The organism is Pseudonocardia sp. 2-7 (assembly GCF_056341085.1).
Window position 1 is genome coordinate 2213217 of record NZ_CP094507.1, and the last position, 24248, is coordinate 2237464.

The 24248-nt window shown below is 75.4% G+C and carries 24 protein-coding genes and 1 other RNA gene; 16 read left to right on the forward strand and 9 right to left on the reverse strand.

Features of this window, described 5'->3' with window-relative positions; translation table 11 throughout:
* The first annotated feature begins 3 nt into the window (after positions 1–3).
* From cobC to MTO91_RS10970, 5 genes are all read left to right on the forward strand, one after another.
* A complete protein-coding gene (gene cobC / locus MTO91_RS10950; protein WP_476654432.1) occupies positions 4–1095 on the forward strand; it encodes an Rv2231c family pyridoxal phosphate-dependent protein CobC in 1092 nt (363 codons plus the stop codon).
* A 56-nt stretch (positions 1096–1151) separates the two neighbouring features.
* Complete coding sequence (locus MTO91_RS10955) at positions 1152–2279, forward strand: Nif3-like dinuclear metal center hexameric protein (protein WP_476654852.1); 1128 nt, start codon at positions 1152–1154, stop codon at positions 2277–2279.
* On the forward strand, positions 2276–3001 hold the full coding sequence (locus MTO91_RS10960; RefSeq protein WP_073577069.1) for a zinc ribbon domain-containing protein: 726 nt from the start codon (positions 2276–2278) through the stop codon (positions 2999–3001). Before MTO91_RS10955 ends, MTO91_RS10960 begins: the two co-directional genes overlap by 4 nt.
* Before the next feature lie 2 nt (positions 3002–3003).
* On the forward strand, positions 3004–4149 hold the full coding sequence (locus tag MTO91_RS10965; RefSeq protein ID WP_476654854.1) for a bifunctional RNase H/acid phosphatase: 1146 nt from the start codon (positions 3004–3006) through the stop codon (positions 4147–4149).
* 187 nt (positions 4150–4336) lie between these two features.
* Positions 4337–4504: a hypothetical protein gene (locus MTO91_RS10970; protein ID WP_476654433.1), complete on the forward strand. Its 168-nt coding sequence runs from the start codon at positions 4337–4339 to the stop codon at positions 4502–4504.
* Between the two features lie 70 nt (positions 4505–4574).
* Here the strand turns inward: MTO91_RS10970 and MTO91_RS10975 are convergent, their stop codons facing one another.
* Both MTO91_RS10975 and MTO91_RS10980 read right to left on the reverse strand, forming a co-directional pair.
* Positions 4575–5831, reverse strand: a complete 1257-nt coding sequence (locus MTO91_RS10975) for an SLC13 family permease (protein WP_476654434.1) — start codon at positions 5829–5831, stop codon at positions 4575–4577.
* On the reverse strand, positions 5828–6592 hold the full coding sequence (locus MTO91_RS10980; RefSeq protein ID WP_476654435.1) for a sulfite exporter TauE/SafE family protein: 765 nt from the start codon (positions 6590–6592) through the stop codon (positions 5828–5830). The genes MTO91_RS10975 and MTO91_RS10980 overlap by 4 nt, the downstream gene beginning before the upstream one ends.
* Before the next feature lie 74 nt (positions 6593–6666).
* Here MTO91_RS10980 and MTO91_RS10985 point away from each other — a divergent pair, with 74 nt between their 5' ends.
* Positions 6667–8094 (forward strand): protein adenylyltransferase SelO, encoded by a 1428-nt coding sequence (locus MTO91_RS10985; protein WP_476654436.1) that lies wholly within the window; start codon positions 6667–6669, stop codon positions 8092–8094.
* Here MTO91_RS10985 and MTO91_RS10990 read toward each other — a convergent pair.
* Positions 8072–8707, reverse strand: coding sequence for a TetR/AcrR family transcriptional regulator (locus tag MTO91_RS10990; RefSeq protein ID WP_476654437.1), 636 nt, complete (start codon positions 8705–8707; stop codon positions 8072–8074). The genes MTO91_RS10985 and MTO91_RS10990 overlap by 23 nt on opposite strands.
* A 20-nt stretch (positions 8708–8727) precedes the next feature.
* On the opposite strand from MTO91_RS10990, the gene MTO91_RS10995 reads away from it, so the two are divergent.
* Together MTO91_RS10995 and rnpB are read left to right on the forward strand one after the other, a co-directional pair.
* Complete coding sequence (locus MTO91_RS10995; protein WP_476654438.1) at positions 8728–10056, forward strand: NAD(P)/FAD-dependent oxidoreductase; 1329 nt, start codon at positions 8728–8730, stop codon at positions 10054–10056.
* Positions 10057–10075: 19 nt separating this feature from the next.
* Positions 10076–10478, forward strand: an RNA gene (gene rnpB / locus MTO91_RS11000) — RNase P RNA component class A.
* A 144-nt stretch (positions 10479–10622) separates the two neighbouring features.
* Here rnpB and MTO91_RS11005 read toward each other — a convergent pair.
* A complete protein-coding gene (locus tag MTO91_RS11005; RefSeq protein ID WP_476654439.1) occupies positions 10623–11264 on the reverse strand; it encodes a LysE family translocator in 642 nt (213 codons plus the stop codon).
* Positions 11265–11441: 177 nt separating this feature from the next.
* Between MTO91_RS11005 and MTO91_RS11010 the strand changes: the two genes are divergently transcribed.
* The 3 genes from MTO91_RS11010 (at position 11442) to MTO91_RS11020 (ending at position 13510) form a co-directional block, all read left to right on the forward strand.
* Positions 11442–12053 carry a GDSL-type esterase/lipase family protein gene (locus tag MTO91_RS11010; RefSeq protein WP_476654440.1) on the forward strand — a complete coding sequence of 204 codons (612 nt, stop codon included), beginning with the start codon at positions 11442–11444 and terminating at the stop codon, positions 12051–12053.
* A 96-nt stretch (positions 12054–12149) separates the two neighbouring features.
* Positions 12150–12743, forward strand: coding sequence for a DinB family protein (locus MTO91_RS11015; RefSeq protein ID WP_208820243.1), 594 nt, complete (start codon positions 12150–12152; stop codon positions 12741–12743).
* A 62-nt stretch (positions 12744–12805) separates the two neighbouring features.
* Entirely contained in the window at positions 12806–13510 is a 705-nt protein-coding gene (locus MTO91_RS11020) for a hypothetical protein (protein WP_476654441.1), read from the forward strand.
* A 16-nt stretch (positions 13511–13526) separates the two neighbouring features.
* On the opposite strand, the gene MTO91_RS11025 is transcribed toward MTO91_RS11020, so the two are convergent.
* A complete protein-coding gene (locus tag MTO91_RS11025; RefSeq protein WP_208820245.1) occupies positions 13527–13940 on the reverse strand; it encodes a VOC family protein in 414 nt (137 codons plus the stop codon).
* A gap of 87 nt (positions 13941–14027) precedes the next feature.
* Between MTO91_RS11025 and MTO91_RS11030 the strand changes: the two genes are divergently transcribed.
* The 3 genes from MTO91_RS11030 to MTO91_RS11040 all read left to right on the forward strand — a co-directional run bounded on the left by MTO91_RS11030 (position 14028) and on the right by MTO91_RS11040 (position 16047).
* Complete coding sequence (locus MTO91_RS11030) at positions 14028–14945, forward strand: LysR family transcriptional regulator (RefSeq protein WP_476654442.1); 918 nt, start codon at positions 14028–14030, stop codon at positions 14943–14945.
* A 51-nt stretch (positions 14946–14996) separates the two neighbouring features.
* Positions 14997–15506 (forward strand): hypothetical protein, encoded by a 510-nt coding sequence (locus MTO91_RS11035; protein ID WP_405417754.1) that lies wholly within the window; start codon positions 14997–14999, stop codon positions 15504–15506.
* Positions 15507–15570: 64 nt separating this feature from the next.
* On the forward strand, positions 15571–16047 hold the full coding sequence (locus MTO91_RS11040) for a hypothetical protein (RefSeq protein ID WP_476654443.1): 477 nt from the start codon (positions 15571–15573) through the stop codon (positions 16045–16047).
* A gap of 11 nt (positions 16048–16058) precedes the next feature.
* Here the strand turns inward: MTO91_RS11040 and secD are convergent, their stop codons facing one another.
* Together secD and MTO91_RS11050 are read right to left on the reverse strand one after the other, a co-directional pair.
* Positions 16059–18365, reverse strand: a complete 2307-nt coding sequence (secD, locus tag MTO91_RS11045) for a protein translocase subunit SecD (RefSeq protein WP_476654444.1) — start codon at positions 18363–18365, stop codon at positions 16059–16061.
* Between the two features lie 95 nt (positions 18366–18460).
* Positions 18461–18829, reverse strand: coding sequence for a hypothetical protein (locus tag MTO91_RS11050; RefSeq protein ID WP_476654445.1), 369 nt, complete (start codon positions 18827–18829; stop codon positions 18461–18463).
* A 158-nt stretch (positions 18830–18987) separates the two neighbouring features.
* Here MTO91_RS11050 and htpG point away from each other — a divergent pair, with 158 nt between their 5' ends.
* Positions 18988–20916, forward strand: a complete 1929-nt coding sequence (gene htpG / locus MTO91_RS11055) for a molecular chaperone HtpG (protein WP_476654446.1) — start codon at positions 18988–18990, stop codon at positions 20914–20916.
* An 81-nt stretch (positions 20917–20997) separates the two neighbouring features.
* Positions 20998–22044: an ABC transporter substrate-binding protein gene (locus MTO91_RS11060; protein ID WP_476654447.1), complete on the forward strand. Its 1047-nt coding sequence runs from the start codon at positions 20998–21000 to the stop codon at positions 22042–22044.
* A gap of 195 nt (positions 22045–22239) precedes the next feature.
* On the opposite strand, the gene MTO91_RS11065 is transcribed toward MTO91_RS11060, so the two are convergent.
* Both MTO91_RS11065 and MTO91_RS11070 read right to left on the reverse strand, forming a co-directional pair.
* Positions 22240–22860: a TetR/AcrR family transcriptional regulator gene (locus tag MTO91_RS11065; protein WP_062402483.1), complete on the reverse strand. Its 621-nt coding sequence runs from the start codon at positions 22858–22860 to the stop codon at positions 22240–22242.
* A 22-nt stretch (positions 22861–22882) separates the two neighbouring features.
* Positions 22883–24097 carry a cytochrome P450 gene (locus MTO91_RS11070; protein WP_476654448.1) on the reverse strand — a complete coding sequence of 405 codons (1215 nt, stop codon included), beginning with the start codon at positions 24095–24097 and terminating at the stop codon, positions 22883–22885.
* Positions 24098–24248 lie beyond the last annotated feature (151 nt).

Here is a 24248-nt window from a genome sequence, read left to right on the forward strand (position 1 = left end):
CCGATGCCGTTCGATCACCATGCGGCCGGGACGGATCACGCGGGCGGGCACGACCTGCGGCACCACGGCGACGCCGAGGCCACCGACGGGCTCGTCGACTTCGCCGTCAACGTGATCGGCGACGGCCCCCCGCCCTGGCTGCGGGACCGGCTCGTCGCGACCCTGGACGGACTCGGCCGCTACCCGCGGGCCGACCACGACGCCCGCGCCCGCGCCACCGTCGCGGCGCGGCACGGCCGCCACGCGGACGAGGTGCTGGTGCTCGCGGGCAGCGCGGAGGGCTTCGCGCTGCTCCCGTCGCTGCGCCCCCGGCTCGCCGCCGTCGTGCACCCCGGGTTCACCGAGCCGGAGGCCGCGCTGCGCTGCGGCGGGGTGGACGTGATGCGGGTGCTGACCGACGCCGCGACCGGGCACGCGCTCGACCCGGCCGCGGTGCCCGAGGAGGCCGACCTCGTCGTCGTCGGGAACCCGACGAACCCCACCGGGGTGCTGCACCCGGCCGCCGCGCTGCGCGCGCTCGCCCGCCCGGGACGGACCGTGCTCGTCGACGAGGCGTTCGCCGACGCCGTCCCCGGCGAGCCGGAGACCCTCGCCGGCGACTCCGGCGTGCCGGGCCTGCTGGTGTTCCGCTCGCTGACCAAGACCTGGGCGCTGGCCGGGCTGCGCGCCGGCTACGCGCTCGGCGCCCCCGATCTGCTGGCCCGGCTCGCCGCGACCCGCCCGCTGTGGCCGGTCTCCACCCCCGCCCTGGAGGCGGTCATCGCCTGCTGCGAGCCCGACGCGGTCTCCGCCGCGGACCGGACGGCCCGCGAGCTCGCCGCACACCGCGTCTCGATGGCCGCGGCGCTGTCGGGTCTCGACGGCGTCGGCGTGTCGGCGGGGCCCGCCCCGTACCTGCTGCTGCACCTGCCCGACGGCACCGGCGAGGCGGTGCGGCGCATGCTGCGCGAGGCCGGGATCGCGGTGCGCCGCGGCGACACCTTCCCCGGTCTCGGGCCCGACCACCTGCGCGTCGCGGTCCGCCCGCCGGAGACGGTCCGCCGCCTCGTCGAGTCCCTCGACGCCGCACTGCGCCGGCTGGCGGTGTCGGCGTGAGCACGGTGCGCGACGTCGTCGCCGCCCTCGACGCCGCCTACCCGCCCCGGCTGGCCATGGACTGGGACGCGGTCGGCCTGGTCTGCGGCGACCCCGACGACACCGTCTCCCGGGTGCTGTTCGCCGTCGACCCCACCCCGGAGACCGTCGACGAGGCGATCTCCTCCGGCGCCCAGCTGCTGGTCACCCACCACCCACTGCTGCTCCGCGGGGTGCACGGCGTCGGCGCCGACACCCCCAAGGGCGCCCTGCTGCACCGGCTGATCCGGGCCGGGGTCGCGCTGTTCACCGCACACACCAACGCCGACGTCTCCGACCCGGGCGTCTCCGACGCGCTCGCCGCCGCCCTCGGGCTGACCGTGTCCGGCCCGCTGGAACCGGAGCCCGGCCCTGCCCTGGACAAGATCGTCACGTTCGTGCCGGTCGGCCCGTCGATCGCCGCCGTGCACACCGCCCTGTCCGACGCCGGTGCCGGCGCGATCGGCAACTACTCGCACTGCTCGTTCGCCACCGCCGGGACCGGCCAGTTCCTTCCCCTCGACGGCGCCGCCCCGGTCATCGGGTCGGTCGGCCGCCTGGAGCGCGTCGCGGAGACCCGGCTGGAGATGGTGCTGCCCCGGTCGCGGCGCCGCGACGTCGTCGCCGCGCTGCGGGCCGCGCACCCCTACGAGGAACCGGCCTTCGACCTGCTGGAGATGGCGCCGCTGCCGTCGTCGCTGGGGCTGGGCCGGGTCGGCGAGCTCGCCGCCGCCGAGCCGTTCGCGGCATTCACCCGCCGGGTCGCCGCGGCGCTGCCCGCCACCGCATGGGGGGTGCGCGGTGCCGGGGACCCGGAGCGCCCGATCCGCCGGGTCGCGGTCTGCGGCGGCGCCGGGGACTCGGCCCTGGACTCGGCCGCCCGGGCCGGCGTCGACGCGTTCGTCACCGCCGACCTGCGCCACCACCCCGCGTCCGAGCACACGCTCGCCGGGACCGGCCCCGGCGGCCCGACCCCCGCGCTGGTCGACGTCGCCCACTGGGCCTCGGAGTGGCCGTGGTGCGGGCAGGCGGCCGGGGTCGTGGCCGAGGCCCTCGCAGGTAGCGTCTCGGTCGCGGTCTCGCGGGCCCGTACCGACCCCTGGACCACCGCCGCCCCGAGCAGCGGATCCGACACGACAGCAGGACAACCGGAGGCGAGTGCATGAAGGCCGATCCCACCGCGCAGGCGAAGCTGGTGACGCTGGCCGAGGTGGACGCCGAGATCGGCCGGCTCACCCACCGGCGCTCGACGCTGCCCGAACTCGCGCAGCTGGACGAGGCCGAGCAGCGGGTCCGTGCGGCGCGCGACGCCCTGGTCCGCGCCGAGACCCGCGCCGGTGACCTCGACCGCGACATCGCCCGGCTCGAACGCGACATCGACGGTGTCCGGGCCCGCACCGAGCGCGACCACACCCTGCTCGCCGGCTCGGGCATCTCCGCGAAGCAGGCCACCGAGCTGCAGCACGAGCTCGACACCCTCGCCCGCCGCCAGGGCGTCCTGGAGGACGAGCAGCTGGGGATCATGGAGGAGCGCGAGGCCGTCGGCATCGAGCTCGACCACGCCCGCGGCGAGCTGGCCGAGGCCGAGACCGCCCTCGGCGAGGTGACCGCGAAGCGCGAGTCCGCCGAGGGCGACATCGACGCCACCCGCGCCGGGCGCGACCGCGCCCGCACCGAGGTCGTCGCCGCGTTGCCCGCGGACCTGCTCGCCGACTACGAGCGCATCCGCGCCGGCGGCCGGGTCGCGGCCGGACAGCTGCGCGAGTCCCGCTGCGGCGCGTGCCGGCTCGAGCTCGACCGGACCTTCCTCGGGCAGGTCCGCACGGCGGCCGCCGACGAGGTCGTCCACTGCGAGGAGTGCGGCGCGATCCTGGTGCGTGGCAGGTGAAGCTGGTCGTCGAGGCGGACGGCGGCTCCCGCGGGAACCCCGGGCCCGCCGGCTACGGCGCGGTCGTGCTCGACGCCGGCGCCCGCCAGGTGCTCGGTGAGGTCTACGACGGCCTCGGGACCACCACCAACAACGTCGCCGAGTACCGCGGCCTGATCGCCGGGCTGAGGGCCGCCCGCGACCTGGGGGCCACCGAGGTCGAGGCCCGGATGGACTCCAAGCTCGTCGTCGAGCAGATGAGCGGGCGCTGGAAGATCAAGCACCCGCCGCTGCAGGAGCTCGCCGACACCGCCCGCGAGCTGGCCGCGGGCTTCGACGCGGTCACCTTCGTGTGGATCCCGCGCAAGGACAACGCCCGCGCCGACGCGCTCGCCAACCGGGCGATGGACGGGGAGTCGAACCCCACCCTGGACCCGTCCGGGACGGTGGGACCGGCGCCGAAGCCGCCCGCGGACGCGACCGCGTCGACGGACTCCGCGGCCGCCGCGGCCGCGTGGACCGGGCAGACGGGCCCCCCGACGCGGCTGATCCTGCTGCGCCACGGCCAGACCGAGCTGTCGGTCGAGCGCCGCTACTCCGGCCACGGCGACCCCGAGCTGACCGAGCTGGGCCAGAAGCAGGCCGCCGCCGCGGCCCGCGCGCTGGAGACCCGGCTGTCGGGCCAGGGCGTCGAACCGGCCGTGGTGCTGTCCTCGCCGCTGCGCCGGGCCCGCCAGACCGCGGCCGCCGTCGCCGAGACGACCGGGGCCGACCTCGAGGTCCGCCCCGGCCTGATCGAGACCGACTTCGGCGGCTGGGAGGGCCTCACCTTCACCGAGGCCCGCGAGCGCGACCCCGAGCTGCACGGCCGCTGGCTCGGATCCGCCGACGTCGAACCGCCGGGCGGCGAGAGCTTCCGCGCGGTGGGGGAGCGGGTCGAGGCCGAGCGGGCCCGGATCGTCGAGGAGTTCGCCGGTCGGACGGTGGTCCTGGTCAGCCACGTCACCCCGATCAAGATGCTGCTGCGCACCGCGCTCGGCGCCGGCGACGAGGTGCTCTACCGCATGCACCTGGACCTGGCCTGCCTCAACATCGCCGACTTCTACCCCGACGGGGGCGCCTCGGTGCGTCTGGTCAACGAGACGTCCTACCTGGACGACCTCCGGTAGTCACCGGCCCGTCACCGCCTGCTGGATCGATACCGTCCTGACCCGTTCGGGCGGTGTCGACTCCGGACAGTTGTCCCCGTTCCTCACCTGAGCGATGCTTCGCGTGCACCGTACGGGGTGGTCAACCTACGGAGCGTGAACGACAGTCTCGGTGTCGGCGGGGAACAGGGAGACGGTGAGGACAGCGATGTCGCAGATCCACGAGCACGACTACGGCTACGACCTGGCACACGAGATGAAGGTGATCGCGCGGCGGCCTCAGCAGCGGCGCGGCAGCTCACGCCCGATGGGTGTCCCGGCCCGCGAGATGGACCCGGACACCGACCTCGGCCACGACATGGCCCACGAGTTCTGATCCCTGCCCACCGTCCGCGACCGGCCCCGCCCCTTCCGGGCGGGGCCGTCGTGCTGTCCGGGCCGTGCCGCTACCGGGGAAGCACCGCGAGCGCGGCCCAGAGCGCGGTCGTCGCGGCGAGCAGGCCCAGCGGGACGGTGAGCACCCCCAGGCGCAGGAACGTGCCGAGCTGCGGCGGGTCGCCGTAGCCGGTGGCGATACGCCGCCACAGCAGCGTCGCGAGCGACCCGGCGTAGGTCAGGTTCGGCCCGATGTTGACGCCCAGCAGCATCGCCAGCACCAGGCCGGGGTGCGCGGCCGGGCCGAGTGCGGTGAGCAGCACCAGCGTCGCGGGCAGGTTGTTCACCAGGTTCGCCAGCACCGCCGCGACGGCCGCGGTGACCAGCAGCCCGGTCAGGTCCGGGGTGGCGGGCAGCAGCGCACCGATCCAGCCCGACAGCCCCTGGGCACCGATCCCGGCGACGACCACGCCCAGGGCCAGCACGAACAGGCAGAACCCGGGGGAGGCCGCGGCGACCAGGCGCAGCGGCCCGGTCTCGCGCCGCACCAGCGCCCGCACCGCCAGCACCGCGGCCCCGGCCGCGGCGACCCAGCCCGGTTCGACGCCCAGCGGCGAGGCCAGCGCGAACCCGGCCAGGGTCAGCCCGAGCACCGACAGCGCGACGACCGGTGCCGCCGGGGCGGGCACCGCGGGGTCGGCCGGCGCCGGCTCCGGCTCCGCGGCGAGGTCGCGCCGGAACACCCACCGCAGCACCAGGTACTCGACGACGATCACCGCCACCCACGGCCCGACCATCAGCCCCGCGAAGGTCAGGAACCCCACCCCCGACGCCGAGAACGCCAGCAGGTTCGTCAGGTTCGACACCGGCAGCAGCCCGGACGCCGAGTTCGACAGGTGCGCGCAGGCGAACGAGTGCGGCCGCGACGCTACCCCCAGCCGGGCCGCCGTCGCCAGCACCACCGGGGTCAGCAGGACCACCGTCGCGTCCAGGCTCAGGACCGCGGTCGTCCCGGCCGCCGCGGTGAAGACGGCGACCAGCAGCCGTCGCGGGGACCCGGCCGACGCCGTCGCCAGTCGCGCGCCCAGCCAGCGGAACACGCCCTCGGCGTCGGCGAGGTGCCCGAGCAGCAGGATCGCGGCGAGGAACCCGACGGTCGGGGCGAGCTCGCCGATCTCGGTCCACGCCCCGGCCGGGGTCACCAGCCCGGCGCCGAGGGCGACCAGTGCCGCCGGGACCGCGACCACGGCCTCGGGCAGCCCGAACGGGCGCAGCGTCGCGGCGGCCAGGACCGCGGCCAGCAGGGCGACCGCCAGCAGGAGGCTCACGTGAACAGCAGCGCGACGCCGACGGCCAGGCCCAGCAGGACCACCGCCCAGCGCAGCAGGGTCTGCGGCATCCGCCGCGCGACCAGGGCGCCGACGTAGCCGCCGACCAGCGTGGTCGGGGCGAGCAGCGCGACGGCGAGCCAGTCGACCGGGGCGCCGAGGGCGAACACGACGACCGTCACCGTCGCGACGACCAGCGACAGCACGCCCTTGAGCGCGTTGAGCCTGCGCAGCTCGTCGTGGGCGAACAGCGACAGCGCCGAGATCAGCACCACGCCCAGGGCGCCGCCGAAGTAGCCGCCGTAGACCGCGGCGAGGAACACCGCGACCAACAGCGCCGGGGTGCGGTCCCGCCCCCGGGCGGCCGGGTCGCCGATCCGGCGCTTGAGCCACGGCCCGACCGCCATCGTGAGGCTGGCCAGGATCACCAGGACGGGCACGACGGCGTCGAACACGCTGCTGGGCAGCACCAGCAGCAGGGTGCAGCCCACTCCGCTGCCCAGCGCCGCGGCGACCGCGGTGACCGCGATCCGCCTGCCCTGTCCGGGCAGCTCGCGGCGGGCCCCGAGCACCAGCCCGGCGTAGCCGGGCCACTGGGCGACCGAGTTGGTGACGTTCGCCGCCAGCGGCGGGAACCCCACCCCGAGCAGCGCCGGGAACACCAGCAGCGACCCGCCGCCCGCGACGGCGTTCACCGCACCCGCGAGCAGCCCGGCCAGCAGCAGGAACACCAGCGCCCACGGCTGGGAGAGGTCGATCACCACCGGACGGTATCCCGGTGCAACGCCGCGGTCCTCCCCGGCAGCCGACCGTGCGGGTCCGTAGCCTGGGACCCATGACCGCTGCCACCGAGATCGCGTTCGAGAACACCTTCGTCCGCGACCTGGACGGGCTCTACCTGCCCTGGCAGGCCGCCCCGGCTCCGGACGCCCGGCTGGTGCTGCTCAACGAGTCCCTGGCCGGTGAGCTGGGCCTCGACCCGGCGCAGCTGCGCACGCCCGAGGGTGTCGCGCTGCTCACCGGCACGACCGTGCCCGACTCGGCGACGACCGTCGCGCAGGCGTACGCCGGCCACCAGTTCGGCAACTACTCGCCGCGGCTCGGCGACGGCCGTGCGCTGCTGGTCGGCGAGCTGGTCACCCCCGACGGCGCCCGCCGCGACCTGCACCTCAAGGGGTCCGGACGCACCCCGTTCGCCCGCGGCGGCGACGGGAGGGCCCCGCTCGGGCCGATGCTGCGCGAGTACGTGATCTCCGAGGCGATGCATGCGCTGGGGGTGCCCTCCACGCGGTCGCTGGCCGTCGTCGCCACCGGTGAGCCCGTGCTGCGCGACCGCGGCCCGGAGCCGGGCGCCGTGCTCGCCCGCACCGCGGCCAGCCACCTGCGGGTGGGGACCTTCCAGTTCGCGGCCGCCACGGGGGAGGTCGACGTGCTGCGCCGGCTCGCGGAGTACGCGATCGCCCGGCACCACCCGCAGGCGTCCTCGCCGCTGGAGCTCTACCGCGCGGTGATCGCCGTCCAGGCCGGGCTCGTCGCGCGCTGGATGCAGATCGGGTTCGTGCACGGCGTCATGAACACCGACAACATGACGATCTCCGGCGAGACCATCGACTACGGCCCGTGCGCCTTCCTCGACGCCCACGACCCGGCGACCTGGTACTCCTCGATCGACTCCGGTGGCCGCTACGCCTACGGCAACCAGCCCGGCATCGCCCAGTGGAACCTCGCCCGGCTCGGCGAGTCGCTGCTGGGGCTGTTCGCCGACTCCCAGGAGGAGGCGGTGCGCCTCGCGACCGAGGAGCTGGCGGGCTTCGCCGACGCCTACCTCGCCGCCCGGGACCGCGGCTACCTCGCCAAGATCGGCGTCGGGACCCCGGAGCTGCTCGCCGACCTGTTCGCGGTGATCGAGGACCAGAAGCCCGACCACACCCTGTTCTTCCGACGGCTGTCCGAGGCCGCCCGGGGCGACGCCGGGCCGGTCCGCGCCCTGCTCTCCGACCCGGCCGCGCTGGACCCGTGGCTGGAGTCCTGGCGGGCCGCCGGTCCGGACGCCGACGCGATGGACCGGGTCAACCCGGTCTACGTGCCGCGCAACCACCTGGTCGAGGAGGCGCTGGGCGCCGCCGTCGAGGGGGACCTGGAGCCGGTGCAGTGGCTGCTGCAGGTCCTCGCGCACCCGTTCACCGAGCGCGCGGGCTACGAGCGCTACGCCCAGCCCGCGGGGCCGGACTCGCCGCCGTTCACGACGTTCTGCGGGACGTGAGCAGCGAGCACTGCGCGACCGTGACCAGCCAGTCCCGGTAGCGATCGACCGGCCAGCCACGCAGCACGACCAGGCGCCGGTAGGACGTGCCGTCGTTCATCGTCCACGCCAGGTCCGCGACCGGGCCGGGGTCGAGGTCCGGGTCCAGCGTCGCCAGGTGGGCGGCGAACGCTCGGGCCCCGGCGAGACGCTCGGTCTCGGCACGGTCGCGCAGGGCGGCGACGTCGACGTCGACGTCCGCGGCCGCGTCGATCACCGCGGCCAGCGGCGCGGCGCGGCCCTGGACCCCGACGACCATGTCCACCCAGGCGGCGACCGCGCCGGCCGGGTCGGTGCGTGCCAGGATCCGCGCGACGGCGGGCCGCTCGGCCATCGGGACCGGCTCGTCGTCGCCGACGAGGGTGTGGTCCCAGGCCAGCGACAGCAGCGCCGGCTTGCCTCCGGCGGCGTTGACGACGGTCCGGCGGCTGACCCCGGCGGCCGCGGCGACGGCGTCGAGGGTGGTGGCGGTCCATCCGTCGCGGACGAACAGCTCCGCCGCCGCCGCGACGACGGTCCGCCGGGTCGCGCGCGCCCGCTCGTCGCGCGTCGTGGAGCGGTAGGCCCGCGTCACTGGACATCACCCTCAATTCGGTGCACTCTGAGTGCAGTCAATATAGCCGGGAGGTCGTCGTGCAGGTGGGCATCATCGGCGCCGGCCCCGCGGGCCTGCTCCTCGGGGCCGCGCTGGCGCGACGCGGGCACGCGGTCGTCGCGGTCGACCCCGACCCCGGACCGGACACCGGCGGCCGCTGGGAGCGGCGCGGGGTCATGCAGTTCCACCACCCGCACGGCGTCCGCCAGCAGATGGGGGAGGCGTTGCGCGCGGAGCTGCCCGAGGCGTGGGACGCCTGCCTGGCCGCCGGCGCCGAGCCGCTCGCCTTCGTCCTCGACGACGGCACCCGCCTGCCCGCCGGGATGCGGGTGCGGCGGGAGACCTTCGAGCGGGCACTGCGCTCGGTCGCGGCCCGGGAGCCGGGGCTGACCCTGCGCCGCGGCCACGTCGACCGGGTGGGCGTCGAGGACGGCCGGGCCCGGGGGCTCGTCGTCGACGGCGAGCACCTCCCCGCCGACCTGGTCGTCGACGCCTCGGGCCGCAACGGCCGGGTGACCCGGGACCTCGGCCCGGCACCGGTCGCGGGCGGCGACACCGGCATCGCCTACGTCAGCCGCCAGTACCGGCTGCACGACGGCGCCGAGCCCGGTCCGATGAGCAACCCGCTCGCCTGGGAGGCCCGGCTCGACGGCTACCAGGTGATCGTGTTCCGGCACGAGCGCGGGATCTTCTCGGTGCTCCTCGTCCGCCCGGCCGGCGCGCTGCACGACCTCCGTCACGAGGCCGCGTTCACCGCCGCCAGCCGCGCCGTCCCCGGGCTGTGCGACTGGACCGACCCGGACCGGTCCGCACCGATCACCCCGGTGCTGCCCGGCGGACGGCTGTACAACCACTACCGCGCCCAGCCCGACGTCGGCGGGCTGGTGCTGCTCGGCGACGCCGTCTGCACCACCACCCCGATGTTCGGCCGCGGCCTCGCCACCACCGCGATGCAGGTCCGGGCGCTGCTCGACCGCGTCGACACCGGCGACACCGCCTCGTTCGGGGCGTGGTGCGACGCCGCGATGCTCCCGTGGGTGCACGACCACACCCGCTCCGACGACCACTGGCGACGCGTGTGGTCCGGCGGCGACGTCGACCTCACCCGGCGCATCCCGAGCGACCTGATCCTCGCCGCCGCCGCGGCCGACCCGCGGATCACGCCGACGATCGGGCCCTACCTCGCGATGCTCGCCGGCCCGGAGTCCCTCGACCCGGTCGAGCCGCTCGCCCGCGCCGTCTACCAGGGCGGATGGCGGGCGCCGCTCGCCGACGGCCCCGGCCGCGACGAACTGGCGGAGGTCGTGCGGGCCGCCGTCGCGGCGTGAGTATCCTCGTGGCTGCGGACGAGTCGGTCGGGCGGCCGCGGCGGGACCTCCGGGTCCCGCCGAGGAAAGTCCGGACTCCACAGGGCAGGGTGGTTGTCAACGGCAACCCGGGGCGACCCGCGGGACAGTGCCACAGAGAACAGACCGCCACGCGGCTCCCCGGAGCCGCGGGGTAAGGGTGAAACGGTGGTGTAAGAGACCACCAGCACCCCGGGTGACCGGGGTGGCTCGGTAAACCCCACCCGGAGCAAGGTCGAGAGGCCGTACGTGTACGGCTGCGCAGGCGCACGAGGGCTGCCCGCCCGAGCCTGCGGGTGGACCGCTGGAGCCTGCCGGCGACGGCAGGCCGAGATGGATGGTCGCCGAACGGAGCACCGTGAGGTGCCCGGGAACAGGATCCGGCTTACAGACCGGCTCGTCCGCACCCCAGCCCCGCCCGTCGCCCGATCCCCACCGGGCACCCGGTCCGCGACGGGGGCCGGCACCGGCGCGAGGTCGTGACCACGCCGTCCGGGGCGCCGGGGAGGACCGGGACGGCCCGGCTCCCGTGGTCCGCGTGGGTCGGGTCAGCTCGTCGCCGGGCCGGGGCCCAGTGCGGTCCTGACGGCGAACCCGCCGAGCACGGTGCCGGCCACCCACCGCTGGACCGTCATCGCCCGCGGCCGTGCGGCCAGGAACCCGGAGACGGACGCGGCGGTGAGGACGATCAGCCCGTTGACGGTCACCGCGACGGCGATCTGGACCGCTCCGAGCTGCAGGAGCTGGCTCCCGGTGGCGCCGTCGGCGGGGTTGACGAACTGGGGCAGCAGCGCGGCGTACATCAGCGCGATCTTCGGGTTCAGCAGGTTCGTGAGCAGCCCCATGCCGAACAGGCGCCGATCACGCTCGGGCGCGAGGTCGCGGGCCTCGAACGGCGACCGTCCGCCGGGGCGCAGCATGCCCCAGGCGAGCCAGGCGAGGTAGAGCGCCCCCGCGATCCTGACCGCGGTATAGGCGGCGGGGACGGCGACGAACAGCGCCGAGAGCCCGGCCGTCGCGGCGAGGAGGTAGCAGAGGAAGCCGACTGCGGTACCGGCGAGCGACACGAGTCCGGCGCGCCGGCCCTGCGAGATCGCCCGGGAGGTCAGGTACACCATGTTCGGCCCAGGGGTGAGGACCATGCCGAGGGCGATCACGACGACACCCAGGGCTGCGGACGGTTCGATCACGGCGACTCCTCACCGAACGGCTCGTGACCGGGAGCGAATCACGCCGACGGCCTGCGGACCAGTGGATTCCCGGGTGTGCCGTGTCGCTCGGACGGCTCCGGGACCGGGCTCACCGGCCGGGGGTCCGCGCGGCCGGGGGTGGCGGCGGGGTCCCCGGGCACGTGTGAGGATCTGCCGGTGAGCAGCACCCGCGACCTGCGCGTCGTCGCGCTGGGGGACTCCTTCGTCGCCGGTGTCGGCGACCCCGACTGCCGGGGGTGGTTCGGCCGCCTCGTGGCGGCGGTCGGGCGCCGGGGCGTCCCGACGACCGCCTACAACCTGGGGATCCGCCGCGACACCAGCAGCGACGTCCTCGCCCGCTGGGAGCGCGAGACGGGAGCACGCCGTGCCCCCGGGTGCGACGAGCGCCTGGTCCTGTCCTTCGGTGTGAACGACGGCGTCGAGGAGGACGGCCGGTGCCGGGTGGAGCCGGACGTCACGGTCGCGAACCTGACCCGGCTGCTCGCCGGGGCCGGGGCCGCGGGCCTGCCGGCCTTCGTCGTCGGACCCCCGCCGATCGCCGACGCCGCGGTGAACCGGCGGGTGCGGGACCTGACCGCGCGGTTCCTCGGGGTGTGCGACGCCGCCGGGGTGCCCTTCGTCGACGTGTTCGACGCGCTGTCGGCCGACGAGGTGTGGACGACCGGGGTCCGCGACGGAGACGGCGCCCACCCCGGTGCCGACGGCTACGACCGCCTCGCCCGGCTCGCGATGCCGGCGTGGCTGTCGTGGATCGGCGCGGCCCGGTAGCGGATCCGCACGCGCTCCTCCGCCGTCGAGGACCGGACCTGACCGCATCGGGCGGCACAGTCGTCCTCGAACCGCTCCCGAGCACCGGAGGACCCCATGTACGCACCCGCCCGCCACGACGAGGTCACCGGCCTCCTGAACTACATCGACGTGCAGCTCACGGCGATCCGCTCCGCGCTCCTCGGCCTCACCGAGGAACAGGCCCGCGCGACCCCGTGCCGCAGCGCGCTGTCCGTCGGTGGCCTGGTCAAGCACGCCGCCTACTGCATGCGCGGCGCGCTGGACCGGCTGACCGGTGACGTCACCGAGCAGCCGCTCGACGCGGCCGCGGTCGCCCTGTTCACCGGCAGCTTCACCGTCGGCGACGACGAGACCGTCGCCGCGACCGTCGAGGAGTTCGACCGGGTCCGGGCCGAGCTGCTCGCCACCGTCGCGAAGACCGACCCGGCCGGCGACTCGACCGCCCCGCCGGCCCCCTGGCACGGGATCCACGACGCGCGGCCGATCCACGCCCGCTACTACCTGGTGCACCTGGTCGAGGAGTTCGCCCGGCACGCGGGGCACGCCGACATCCTCCGCGAGCAGATCGACGGCGTCGCGGTACCCGCGCTGGTGCTCACCCTCGCCGGGGCGCCCGCCAACGACTTCTTCCAGCCCTACGAGGCGGCGCCGGGCACGCTGCTGGCCTGAACCGGGCGGTATCCCCGGGCGTCCCCGGTCGTTGATCCCCGCGACCGGCTCGGGGAGGGCGGATGCGTCGAGGACGACGGAACGGACTGATCGCCACGGCCGCGGCCGTCGTCGCGCTCGTGGGGCTCGCCTCGCTGCAGCCCGCCGTCGCGGTCGGTCCGTTCGGCCCGTCGGGGCGGGTGACCGTCACCCCGGCGGCGTCGAACCAGTTCGCCGGGACCCTCGACGAGGGTTCCGGCAGCCGCGAGTTCACCGCTCGCCACGGTGCCCCGCCCGACGGCGGCAGCGGCGCCCTGGAGCTGCGCACCCCGGGCGACGGGGACAAGCGCCAGTACGTCACCGACGAGGTCGCCGGCCCGTTGTCCCGGTTCACCGACGCGAGCTACTGGGCCTACCGCGACCCGGCGTCGTCGAGCGGGGCGATGCCGTCGTTCGCGATCGCCGTCGACGTGAACGGCGGCACCCTGGAGGCTGGCGACCTGTACGTCCTCACCTACCTGCCCGACCGGGCCCCGGCCGGCACCTGGACCCCCTACGACGTCGGGTCCGGCACCTACTGCACGACACAGCAGATCGGCCGGGTCGACGCCTACCGGCAGTGCCGCGACGGCGGCGAGCAGCGCACGCTGTCCGACATCATGGCCGCGTACCCGGACATGACCGCCTACGCCGCCGGGTTCAACCAGGGCGGCGGCGACGCCGGGCTGGTCTCGGCCGTCGACCTGCTCCGGGTCGGCGGGCGGACCTACGACTTCGAGCCCGGCTGAGCCGCTCGCGGCGACCTCAGGTCACGCAGAACTCGTTGCCCTCGGGGTCGCACAGGGTGGTGGTGACCGGGCCGCGGTCGGCCGTCGTCCACAGCACCCGGGCGCCGAGCGCGACCAGGCGCTCCACCTCCGCGGGGGCCTCCTCCGGGCCGACCTGCAGGTCCAGGTGCACCCGGTTCTTGGCCGACTTCGGCTCCGGCACCCGCTGCACGAACAGCCGCGGACCCGGCCCGCGGGCGGTGGCGACGTCGCGGAAGCCGCGCCGGTCGCCGTCGACGAGCACGTCGGCCTCGCCGAGGTGGCCGGCGGCCAGCAGACCGTCGACGACGGCGGTGTGGTCCTCCACCTCGTAGCCGAGGGCGGCCGCCCAGAACCGCGCGAGGGCGTGCGGGTCGGCGGCGTCGAACGCGATCTGCAGGGTAGGGGTCACGGCGACGATCCTGACCCCGGACGCGGACAGTGCCCGTCCGCATCGGACGTGTCGACCCAGGGTACGGAGCTGCCATAGGCTCGGCCGGTGCAGTACGACTTCACCGACCTGCGGCTGTTCCTGCACGTCGTCGCCGAGGGGTCCATCACCGGCGGTGCCGCGCGGGCCAACCTGAGCCTGCCGTCGGCGAGCGCACGGGTCCGCGCCCTGGAACGCCAGGCGGGGGTCGAGCTGCTGGTCCGGGAGCGGCGCGGGGTCCGCACCACCCCGGCCGGGCGGGCACTGGCCCGGCACGCCCGCGAGGTCCTCGACCGGGCGGCGCGACTCGACGGCGCGATCGCCTCCTACTCCCGGCCGGCGAGCGCGCCGCTGTCGCTGCTCGCCGGGAGCTCGGCGATGCACGACCTCGTGCCGCGGGCGGTGACGGCGTTCCTGCTGGCCCGGCCGCACTCCGACGTCGACGTCACCCTGCGGCGCAGTGTCGAGACCGCCCGCACCCTCGCCGACGGCGGGGCGGACCTGGGGATCGTGCTCGACCACGTGGCCGCCGGCCAGGGACTGCGGGCGGAGCCGCTGTGCGACGACTCGCTGGTCGTCGTCGGCGCCGGGCACGGTGTGCTCGACGGCCGGGACACGATCGCGTTCGCCGAGGCGGCCGAGCACCCGATGGTGGGGCTGGCCGCGTCGTCGCCGCTGCAGCTCTCGCTCGACGCGCAGGCGGCCGACGCCGGGCTCGCGCCGCGGTACCGCACCCGCGCCGCGGACCTGGGCACGGTGGTCGCGCTGGCCGAGGCGGGCGCCGGGATCGCCGTCGTGCCCCGTCGCGCGGCCGCCGTCCCGGCCCGTGCCGGGCGTCTGCAGGTGGTCGCGCTGGGGGAGCCGTGGGCGCGGCGCAGGCTGTCGCTGTGCCGGGGCGCGGCCCTCGAGCCGAGCTCGCCGGGATGGCCCGCGGTGCTGGCGCTCGCGGACCACATCCACGCTGTCTCTGTCACAGCCGAAGGCTGAGAGCGGAACTTCCGCATTGTCCGGTGAGCCGGACGGGCCGACCCTCGACCCATGAACCCCTCCGGCGAGCCCGACGGTGTCGAGCGGGCCCTGACCGGGCTGCGGCGGGTCGTCGTGCCCGTCGCGGCCGGACTGCTCCTGCTGCTGGCGATCGCGGTCGGCGACGCCGCCGAGACCGCCGCCGCCCGGGCGGCCGGGACCACCCGGGTGAGCGCGACCGTGCTCGCGACGACCGCGGGACCGGGGCCCGTCGACGTCGGCTGGACCGACGGCCGCGGCGTCGTGCGGACCGCCACGGTGACCGTCGGCGGGCGGGTCGCGCCCGGCCGGACGGTCGGGCTGTGGATCGGCCCCGACGGGGTCCCGGCCGCCCCGGAGCACCCGACCGAGGTCCGGACGGCCGGGATCCTGCGGTCGGCGACGGTGCTGGGCGTCGGCGGGGCCGGCCTGGTCGCGGTGTACACGGCCGCCGGCGTCGCCGGCCGCGCGCGGGCGGCGGGACGGCTGGACCGCGAGTGGCGCGCGGTCGAGGCGCGCTGGCGGGAGCTGCCCCGCGGTTGAGCGGAACTGTCGGGGGTCCGGTGCAGCATGCGTCCCGACCCACCCCCGAGCACCGGAGGCCCCCGTGGACCAGCCCGTCACCGCGGATCCCGTCATGGACGCCGTCGGCGCCGCCGTCGAGGCGGGCCGTGCCGGTGACCGGGCCGGGTCCCGCGCCCGGTTCGACGCCCTGTGGGCGCGGGTGACCGCCGACGGCGACCCGTTCCACCGGTGCACGCTGGCCCACTACGCCGCCGACGTGCAGGACGACCCGCACGCCGAGCTGCTGTGGGACGAGCGCGCCCTGGCCGCCGCCGAGGAGCTGACCGACGAGCGGGCGCAGCGCCACCACTCCGGGCTGACGGTCGGCGGGTTCCTGCCGTCGCTGCACCTGAACCTGGCCGACGTGCACCGCCGCCTCGGCGACGACGACCGGGCGCGCCACCACCTGACCCGGGCCCGGGACCGGGTGGGGGCGCTGCCCGACGACGGCTACGGCGCGATGATCCGCGCCGGGATCGACCGCTGCGGCGAACGCCTCGACCTCGGGGACCGCAGGTGAGGGAGCCGCACTCAGACGACCGCGCCGTCGCCGGCGCGGCGCCGTGCCCGGTCGGCCTTCGACGGGTGCCGCCGTCCCGCCTTGCCGACCGGCTGCTTCGCTCCGGAGGTCCGCGGCGCGGGCCCGGTCCAGCGCTGCTGCAGCAGGATCGACACCGGCCCGGCGACGACGATCGTCGACACCGTCCCGACCACGATGCCCACGATCAGCGCCAGTGCGAAGTCCCCGAGGGTCGCCCCGCCGAGGAACAGCAGCATGACCAGGATCGTCAGCGTCGAGATGCCGGTGTTCACCGTCCGCGGCAGGGTCGAGAGCACCGCCGACCCCACGACCCTGTGGAACGGCACCTTCGCGTTGCGTGCCCAGTGCTCGCGCACGCGGTCGAACACGACCACGGTGTCGTTGACCGAGTAGCCGATGACGGTGAGCAGCGCCGCGAGGAACACGCCGTCGGCGGTGCGCCCGGTCCAGGCGAACACCCCGACCACCACGAGCACGTTGGTCAGCAGCGCCGCGACCGCGCCGGCGCCGAGCGTCCAGCGGAACCGGAACGCGAGGTAGAGGAACTGCGCGGCGAGCGCGACACCGAGCGCGATGATGCCGCCGCGGGCCAGCTCGGCACCGAGGCTGGGGCCGATGAGCTCGTCGCGCAGCACCTCCGCGCCGCCGCCCGCCGCGCCGACGACCTCGCGCAGCTGCCCGACCTGGGCGTCGGTGAGCTCGCCGGAGCGCAGCGCGACCGCACCGTCGCCGGTCTCGGTGACGGTGAGCCCGCCGATCCCGGTGGTGCCGACGGCGTCGCGGACCTGCTCCACGCTCACCGGGTTCGACGTCGTGAACTCGACCAGCCGGCCGCCGGTGAACTCGACACCGAGCTCCAGGCCGCGCACGAACAGCCCGGACACCATCACCACCACCACGACACCGGCGACGGCGAGGTAGCGCCCCGGCCGCCGCAGGAAACCGGGGTCGCTCGCCTCGAGGCGGCGCCGGACCGGGCCGATCTCGGTGATACCGGTGATCCTCGGCCTGCGCTTCACCGCGGGGATCTTGAGCACGGCGAGGGTGAGCAGCCGCGAGAGCACCAGGGCGGAGAACAGCGACACGACCACACCGATGACCAGCGTGACGCCGAACCCGCGGACCGGGCCCGAGGCGAGCCCGAACAGCAGCACGGCGGCGAGCAGCGAGGTCACGGCGACGTCCCCGACCGCGGACAGCGAGTTCGCGTAGCCCATCTCCGAGGCACGTTCCAGGCGTGGCTTCGCCGCGTACTCCTCGCGGGACCGTTCGGCGATCAGCACGTTCGCGTCCACGGCCATGCCGACCGCGAGGACGAACGCGGCCAGGCCGGGCAGCGTCAGCGTGGCACCGAGCCCGGTCTGCACCGCGTAGGCGACGAGTGCGTACCCGCCGAGCGCGACGACGGCGACCAGCCCGACGAGCCGGTACACCACGATGAGGAACGCCCCGGCCAGCGCCGAGCCGATGATCGCGGCCCAGGCGCTCGCGGAGATCGCGTCGGCGCCCAGGGTCGGGCCGACGGTCCGCTGCTCGATGATCTCCACGGGCAGCGGGAGGGCGCCGCCCTCGATCAGCACGGCCAGCTCGGAAGCCTGCTCGGGGGAGAAGTTGCCGCTGATCTGGGTCTGCCCGCCGATCTGGCCGACGTTGCACGCGGTCTGCTCGGTGACCTGCGGGGAGGAGATGACCTGCTGGTCGAGCACGATCGCGATGCGCCGCTGCGGATCGCCGATCGGGGCGCACGCGGCCTGGCCGGTGAGGGACTGCCAGCGGGCGGGGCCCTCGCCGTCGAAGCTGATGTTCACGACGTGCCCGACGCCCTGCGGGTTGGGCGTCGACATCGCGGAGCCGACCAGGTCGCCGGACAGCGCGGCCGGGCCGAGCTGGAGCGGCTGGCCCTGCTCGTCGGTGCCGGGAGCGCCCCCGGCGGCGGGGTCGCCGATCCCGAGCACCGGGTGCATCGTCAGCTGCGCGGTGCGGCCGAGGGTCTCCGCGGCCTCGGCGGGGTCGGTCAGCCCGGGGAGCTCGACGATGATCCGGTTCTCCCCGGACCGGGCCAGGCTGGGCTCTGCGACACCGAGCCCGTCGATGCGCCCGCGCAGCACCTCCAGCACGCGGTCGGTGGCCTCGCCGTCGGCGGCGACCTCGGGGGTGTCGCGGGTCTCCAGGACGATCTGGGTGCCGCCGCGCAGGTCCAGCCCCAGCGTGGGGGCGGTGGTGAGCGCGACGACGGAGGACAGGGCGAGCACGGCGAGCGCGATGAGCGCCCGCCAGAGCACGGGGCGTGGCTTCACAGGGATCCTCGGCGGCGGGCGCCCCGGTCGGGACCGGGGCACGGCGGGGTGGTGCGGGGGAGTGGCGGGCGGTGGCGACCGGCGGGTTCGTCCGGTCAGGCCCGCGGCGGTCCCCGCGACCCGACGTCCGCGCCGGTCCCGGGCTCCGGGGCGGCGGCCGTCGTCCGGTCGTCGACGGGGGCGGGCGCGTCCTGCCCGAGCCCGGCGGCGTCGAGGACCAGCACGTCCAGGGCGGGCCCGGGGTGGCCGGTCGCGTCCGGGGCGACCGGACCGTCGTGCGCGGAGCGCCCCAGCAGCGCGGGCCGGGGTGCCTCGGCGGGCGCGACGTCCTGCCCGACCGAGGCCGCGGCCGTGGCCGGGACGGCCTCGGCGGTCAGCGACCCGGCGATCGGGGCGAGCGCCGCGACCAGCGACAGCAGCAGCACCGCGACGAGGCGGCGGGCCGGGCTGCGGGTCGTGCGCACGAGGGTGATCCGTCCGGTTCGGGGGGTTTCCTGCGGCGACGGTACCGGTCACCGCACCGGCGACGACGGCGCAGGGTCGGGCACCGAACGCGCGGCCGCTCGCCGTTCGGCACAATCGCGACCGCACCAGCGTGACGACCCCAGAGAGGACGACTGACGTGAGCACGGATCCGTCGACCAGCGAGAAGATCGACTCCGACACGACGGGCGGGGAGACGATCGAGTTCCAGGCCGAGGCCCGGCAGCTGCTGCGGTTGATGATCCACTCGATCTACTCGAACAAGGACGTCTTCCTGCGCGAGCTGATCTCCAACGCCTCCGATGCGCTGGACAAGCTCCGCCTCGCCGCCTACCAGGACAAGGACCTGGGCGCCGACACCGAGGACCTGCACGTCGAGCTCGTGCCGGACGCCGGGGCGCGCACCCTCACCGTCCGCGACAACGGCATCGGGATGACCCGCGACGAGGTCGTCGACCTGATCGGCACCATCGCGCGGTCGGGCACCGCGGAGCTCCTCGCGAAGCTCCGGGAGGCCGGCGACGACGCCCGCCAGGAGCTGATCGGCCAGTTCGGCGTCGGCTTCTACTCCTCGTTCATGGTCGCCGACCGCGTCGAGCTCGTGACCCGCAAGGCCGGCGCGGGCGAGGGCGTGCGGTGGACCTCCGACGGTGAGGGCACCTACACGATCGAGCCCGTCGCCGACGCCCCGCAGGGCACCGCGGTCACCCTGCACCTCAAGGCGTCCGACGCCGAGGACCAGCTGCACGACTACGCCGACCCCTCGGTGCTGCGGCGCATCGTGAAGACCTACTCCGACTTCATCACCTGGCCGGTCCGCATGCCTCCCGGAATCGGCACCGCGGGGGACGCGGACGACGCCGCGCCCGAGACGCTGAACTCGATGAAGGCGCTGTGGGCCCGCCCGCAGAAGGACGTGACCGAGGAGGAGTACGCCGAGTTCTACCGGCACGTCAGCCACGACTGGCAGGAGCCGCTGGAGACGATCCGGCTCGCCGCCGAGGGCACCTTCGAGTACCAGGCGCTGCTGTTCCTGCCGAAGGTCGCGCCGATGGACCTCTACATGCGCGACGCCCGCCGCGGCGTCCAGCTCTACGTCCGGCGCGTGTTCATCATGGACGACTGCGAGGCGCTCGTCCCCGAGTACCTGCGGTTCGTCAAGGGCGTCGTCGACGCCGCGGACCTCTCGCTGAACGTGTCGCGGGAGATCCTCCAGCAGGACCGTCAGATCTCGGCGATCCGCAGGCGCCTGGTGAAGAAGGTGCTGTCGGTGCTCGGCTCGCTGCGCGACAACGAGCCGGAGAAGTACGCGACCTTCTGGGAGCAGTGCGGCCGGGCGCTCAAGGAGGGCCTGCTGTCCGACGCCGACAACCGCGACACCATCCTCGGGGTCTCGGCGTTCGCGACCACCCACGACGCCGAGAAGCCGACCTCGCTCGCCGCCTACACGGAGCGGATGCGCGAGGGCCAGGACGCGATCTACTATATGACCGGGGACTCGCGGACCGCGATCGAGGCCTCCCCGCACATGGAGGCGTTCCGGGACAAGGGCTACGAGGTCCTGCTGCTCACCGACCCGGTCGACGAGGTGTGGGTCGACGCCGTCGACGGCTTCGACGGCACCCCGCTGCGCTCCATCGCCAAGGGCCAGGTGGACCTGCAGACCGACGAGGAGAAGGAGGAGGCGGCGGCGAAGCAGACCGAGTTCGCCGACCTCTGCACCTGGATGGCCGAGGTCCTGACCTCCGACGTCAAGGAGGTCCGGCTCTCCACCCGGCTCACCACCTCCCCGGCAGTCCTCGTCGGCGACGAGTTCGACATGACCCCGACCCTGGAGAAGATGTACCGGGCGATGGGGCAGGAGCCGCCGAAGGTGAAGCGGATCCTCGAGCTCAACCCGTCGCACCCGCTGGTCACCGGGCTGCGTGACGCCCGCGCCGCGGGGAAGGACGAGAGCGGCGCCGTCGAGCTGCTGCACGGCATGGCCCTGCTGGCCGAGGGCGGCGAGCTCGCCGACCCGTCCCGGTTCGTGGGGCTGCTCGCGGAGCGCCTGCAGCACGCGCTCTGATGCCGGGCGGCGCGGGGACCGAGCCGTGACGAGAGCCGCACATCTGAAGAGCCGATCAGGTGTTGTGGCTATGCTGTCGCGGTGATCGGGAACCCGCGCCGCTGGGCGCCGCTGCTCGCCGGACTGGTGCTCCTCGCGGGGTGCGGCGCGGGTGACCCGGTCGCGGCACCCGCCGGGCACGGCGACCACGCCACGGGCCCCGCCGCCGACGCGGTCGTCAACTGCGGCGTCGACGTGCCCGTGCAGCGCCCGGAGCGGGTCGTCGCGATGTTCCAGAACGGCATCGAGGCCGTCCTCGCGCTCGGGGCGGGGGACCGGCTGGTCGGCGCGGCCTACCTGGACAACCCGCTGCCGGCACAGCTCGACCCGGACTTCCGGCCGCAGAGCTACTGGCCCGAGGAGTACCCGTCGCGCGAGGAGGTGCTGCGTGTCGCCCCGGACCTCGTCGTCTCCGGCTTCACCGGCGCGTTCACCCGGGAGGGGCTCGGCACCCGCGCCGAGCTCGGTGCCACCGGCACGGAGACCTTCCTGTTCAGCGCCTACTGTCCGACCGCCGACGGCGGCGACCAGCAGAGCATCGGCGACAACGACGTGTCCTTCGCCGGCGTCGAACGCGATCTCACCGACCTCGGGCGCCTGCTGGGCGCCGAGGACCGGGCCGCGCAGGTCGTCGCCGGCATGCGCGGCACCCTCGCCGACGTCGCCGCCCGGCTCGACGGTGTCACCGACCGTCCGCGGGTGGCGATGCTGAACTCCCCGGGCAGTACCGGTGAGCTGCGGGTCTTCGGCACCGGCGACGTCGCGACGACGATCATCGAGGCCGCGGGCGGGCGGCAGGCGTTCGACACCCTCGCCGGCCGGCAGCGCACCGTGTCCCTGGAGGGCGTCGTCGCGGCGAGCCCGGACGTGATCGTGATCCCGGCCTGCTGCGGGCGCGACGTCGGCCCGGAGGGCGCGGAGCCGCTGGCCGAGCGGCTGCGGAACGACCCGGCGCTCGCCACGGTCCCCGCGGTCCGCGACGGGAGGGTGTTCACCACGACCTTCGCCGAGATCAGCCCCGGCATCCGCAACGCCGACGCGGTCGCGACGCTCGCCCGACGGCTGCACCCCGACCGGTTCGGCGGCTGAGAGCGGAATCGGCACCCCGGCCGGTTCGGCGGCCGAGGACGACGCCCGCACCGCGGCCGGTCGGACCGGCGGGCCCGGGGACCACCCGGGTTCCGGGGGCGGGAGTGCGGATCCGCCCGGCGCCGTTGCCGAGCGGACGACCGGAACCGTAGCGGGTCCGCGCCGCCCGCGACAGCGACCGTGCCCCGATCGTTGCTAGGGCTCCTCCGAGCCCGGGGGCAGCGGCGGGTTGCCCGGTCGCAGCCCGTCGAGCAGCAGCGCCAGGTAGCGGGCGCGGTCCTCGCCCGACGCCGTCTCCGCCGCGTCCGACCCCTCGGCGACGGCCAGCGCCATGACCAGGACCGCCGACAGGTCCCGCGGGGTGAGCTCCGGGCGCACCGCGCCCGCCTCGCGCGCCCGGTCCAGCAGCCTGGTCAGCGTCCGGCCGTAGCGCTCGGCGGACTCGACGTCGAACGCGCCGGCCTCGCGGGCAAGCTGCAGGATCGTCCGCCGTCCGGCGATCGCCTCCACCGCCCGGCCCAGTGACCCGGCCAGGTCGGCCCAGGGGTCGCCGTCCCCGGCGGCCGCGGTCGGCTCGATCTCCGCGACGAACACCTGGTCCAGCACCGCCCGCACCAGCACGTCGCGGGTCCGGAACCGGCGGTACAGCGTCGCGACGCCGACCCCGGCCCGGCGCGCGATCTCCTCGAGCGGGACGTCCGCTCCGTCGGACTCGAACGCCGCGGCCGCCGTGTCGACGATCCGGCGGTGGTTGCGGGCGGCGTCGGCGCGCAGCGGACGGCCCGCCGGGGAGCCGTCGAGCGACGAAGCGGTCATCACTGCACGGTATCGCCCGGCCTCACCAGGTCACCGGCAGCGTGTGCATGCCGTAGACGAAGTGGTAGGCCCGGAAGGCCTCGGGCGGGACCGGCCCGGCCGGGGCGAGGGTGGGGAAGCGGCGGAGCAGGGCGGGGAACGCCGTCGCCATCTCCATCCGTGCCAGCGGTGCGCCCAGGCAGTGGTGCACGCCGTGCCCGAACGCGACGTGTCCGGCCGCGCCGCGGGTGAGGTCGAGCCGGGCGGGGTCGTCGAACCCGGACCCGGTGTCGCGGTTGGCGGTGGGCAGCGAGCACATCACCAGCGACCGCGCCGGGATCGGGGTGTCGCGCAGGACGGTGTCGGTCGTCGTCACCCGGACCACCCCGGTGTGCACGATCGACAGCCACCGGAGCAGCTCCTCCACGGCGGGCCGGGCCAGCCCGGGGTCGCTGCGCAGCATCGCGGCCTGCTCCGGGTCCTCCAGCAGCGCCAGGGTGCCCAGCGACAGCATGTTCGACGTCGTCTCGTGCCCGGCGATCAGCAGCAGCGACGCGATCCCGACCAGCTCGTCGTGGCTGATCTCCTCGCCGTGCTCGCGGATCAGCATGCCGAGGATGTCCTCACCCGGGTCGGCCAGAGCCGCGTCGACGAGCCGGGCCATGTAGGCGCGGTTCTCCCGGCCCACGGCCAGTCGCTCCTCGGCGGGCAGGGACACGTCGAGCAGGCGCGTCGACCGGGCGGTGAACTCGTCGCGGTCGGTGTAGGGCACCCCGAGCAGCTCGCAGATGACCATCGACGGCACCGGCAGGGCGAACAGGGAGACCAGGTCGGCACCCGGCCCGGCGGCCTCCAGCGCGTCGAGGTGCTCGTCGACGATCTCGGTGATCCGCGGCTCCAGGCGGGCCATCCGGCGCTGGGTGAACTCGCGGGTGAGGAAGCGGCGCAGCCGGGTGTGCTCCGGCGGGTCCTGCAGCAGCAGCTGGCCGGCCCGCATCTGCTCCTGCTCGCGCTCCGACAGCGGCGGTGCGTCCGGGCGGGTCAGCTCGGCGCTCCCGGCGTTGGAGTAGGTTGCGGCGTCGCCGAGCACGTGCCGCACGTCGTCGTAGCGGGTGACGAGGTAGGCCTCGGCGCCGAAGGCGGTCCGCACCCGTGGGACGTCGCCGGAGTCGCGGATGCGCTCCAGCTCGGCGTCGGGCAGGAACCGGTCGCGGCGCATGTGCAGCGGGAGCGTGAAGTCCGTGGCGGTGTCGGTCATGGTGCTGGCCTCCGGAGGGTCGGCGGGCGCGTCGCACCCACGGTAACCGCTCAAACGACAGTGTGCTCTCGTTTCGCGTCACCTGTCCGGTACGCCCCGGATGACCGCCGGACCGGTGGCACCGGGCGAACCGTGACAGGCTGCAACCGTC

Coding starts and splice junctions, on each gene's coding strand:
- MTO91_RS10960 (WP_073577069.1), top strand. CDS start 2,276: ATGAAGGCCGATCCCACCGCGCAGGCGAAGCTGGTGACGCTGGCCGAG.
- MTO91_RS11015 (WP_208820243.1), top strand. CDS start 12,150: ATGTACGCACCCGCCCGCCACGACGAGGTCACCGGCCTCCTGAACTAC.
- MTO91_RS11020 (WP_476654441.1), top strand. CDS start 12,806: ATGCGTCGAGGACGACGGAACGGACTGATCGCCACGGCCGCGGCCGTC.
- MTO91_RS11065 (WP_062402483.1), bottom strand. CDS start 22,860: ATGACCGCTTCGTCGCTCGACGGCTCCCCGGCGGGCCGTCCGCTGCGC.
- MTO91_RS11035 (WP_405417754.1), top strand. CDS start 14,997: ATGAACCCCTCCGGCGAGCCCGACGGTGTCGAGCGGGCCCTGACCGGG.
- MTO91_RS10955 (WP_476654852.1), top strand. CDS start 1,152: ATGGACTGGGACGCGGTCGGCCTGGTCTGCGGCGACCCCGACGACACC.
- MTO91_RS10970 (WP_476654433.1), top strand. CDS start 4,337: ATGTCGCAGATCCACGAGCACGACTACGGCTACGACCTGGCACACGAG.
- MTO91_RS10985 (WP_476654436.1), top strand. CDS start 6,667: ATGACCGCTGCCACCGAGATCGCGTTCGAGAACACCTTCGTCCGCGAC.
- cobC (WP_476654432.1), top strand. CDS start 4: ATGCCGTTCGATCACCATGCGGCCGGGACGGATCACGCGGGCGGGCAC.
- MTO91_RS11070 (WP_476654448.1), bottom strand. CDS start 24,097: ATGACCGACACCGCCACGGACTTCACGCTCCCGCTGCACATGCGCCGC.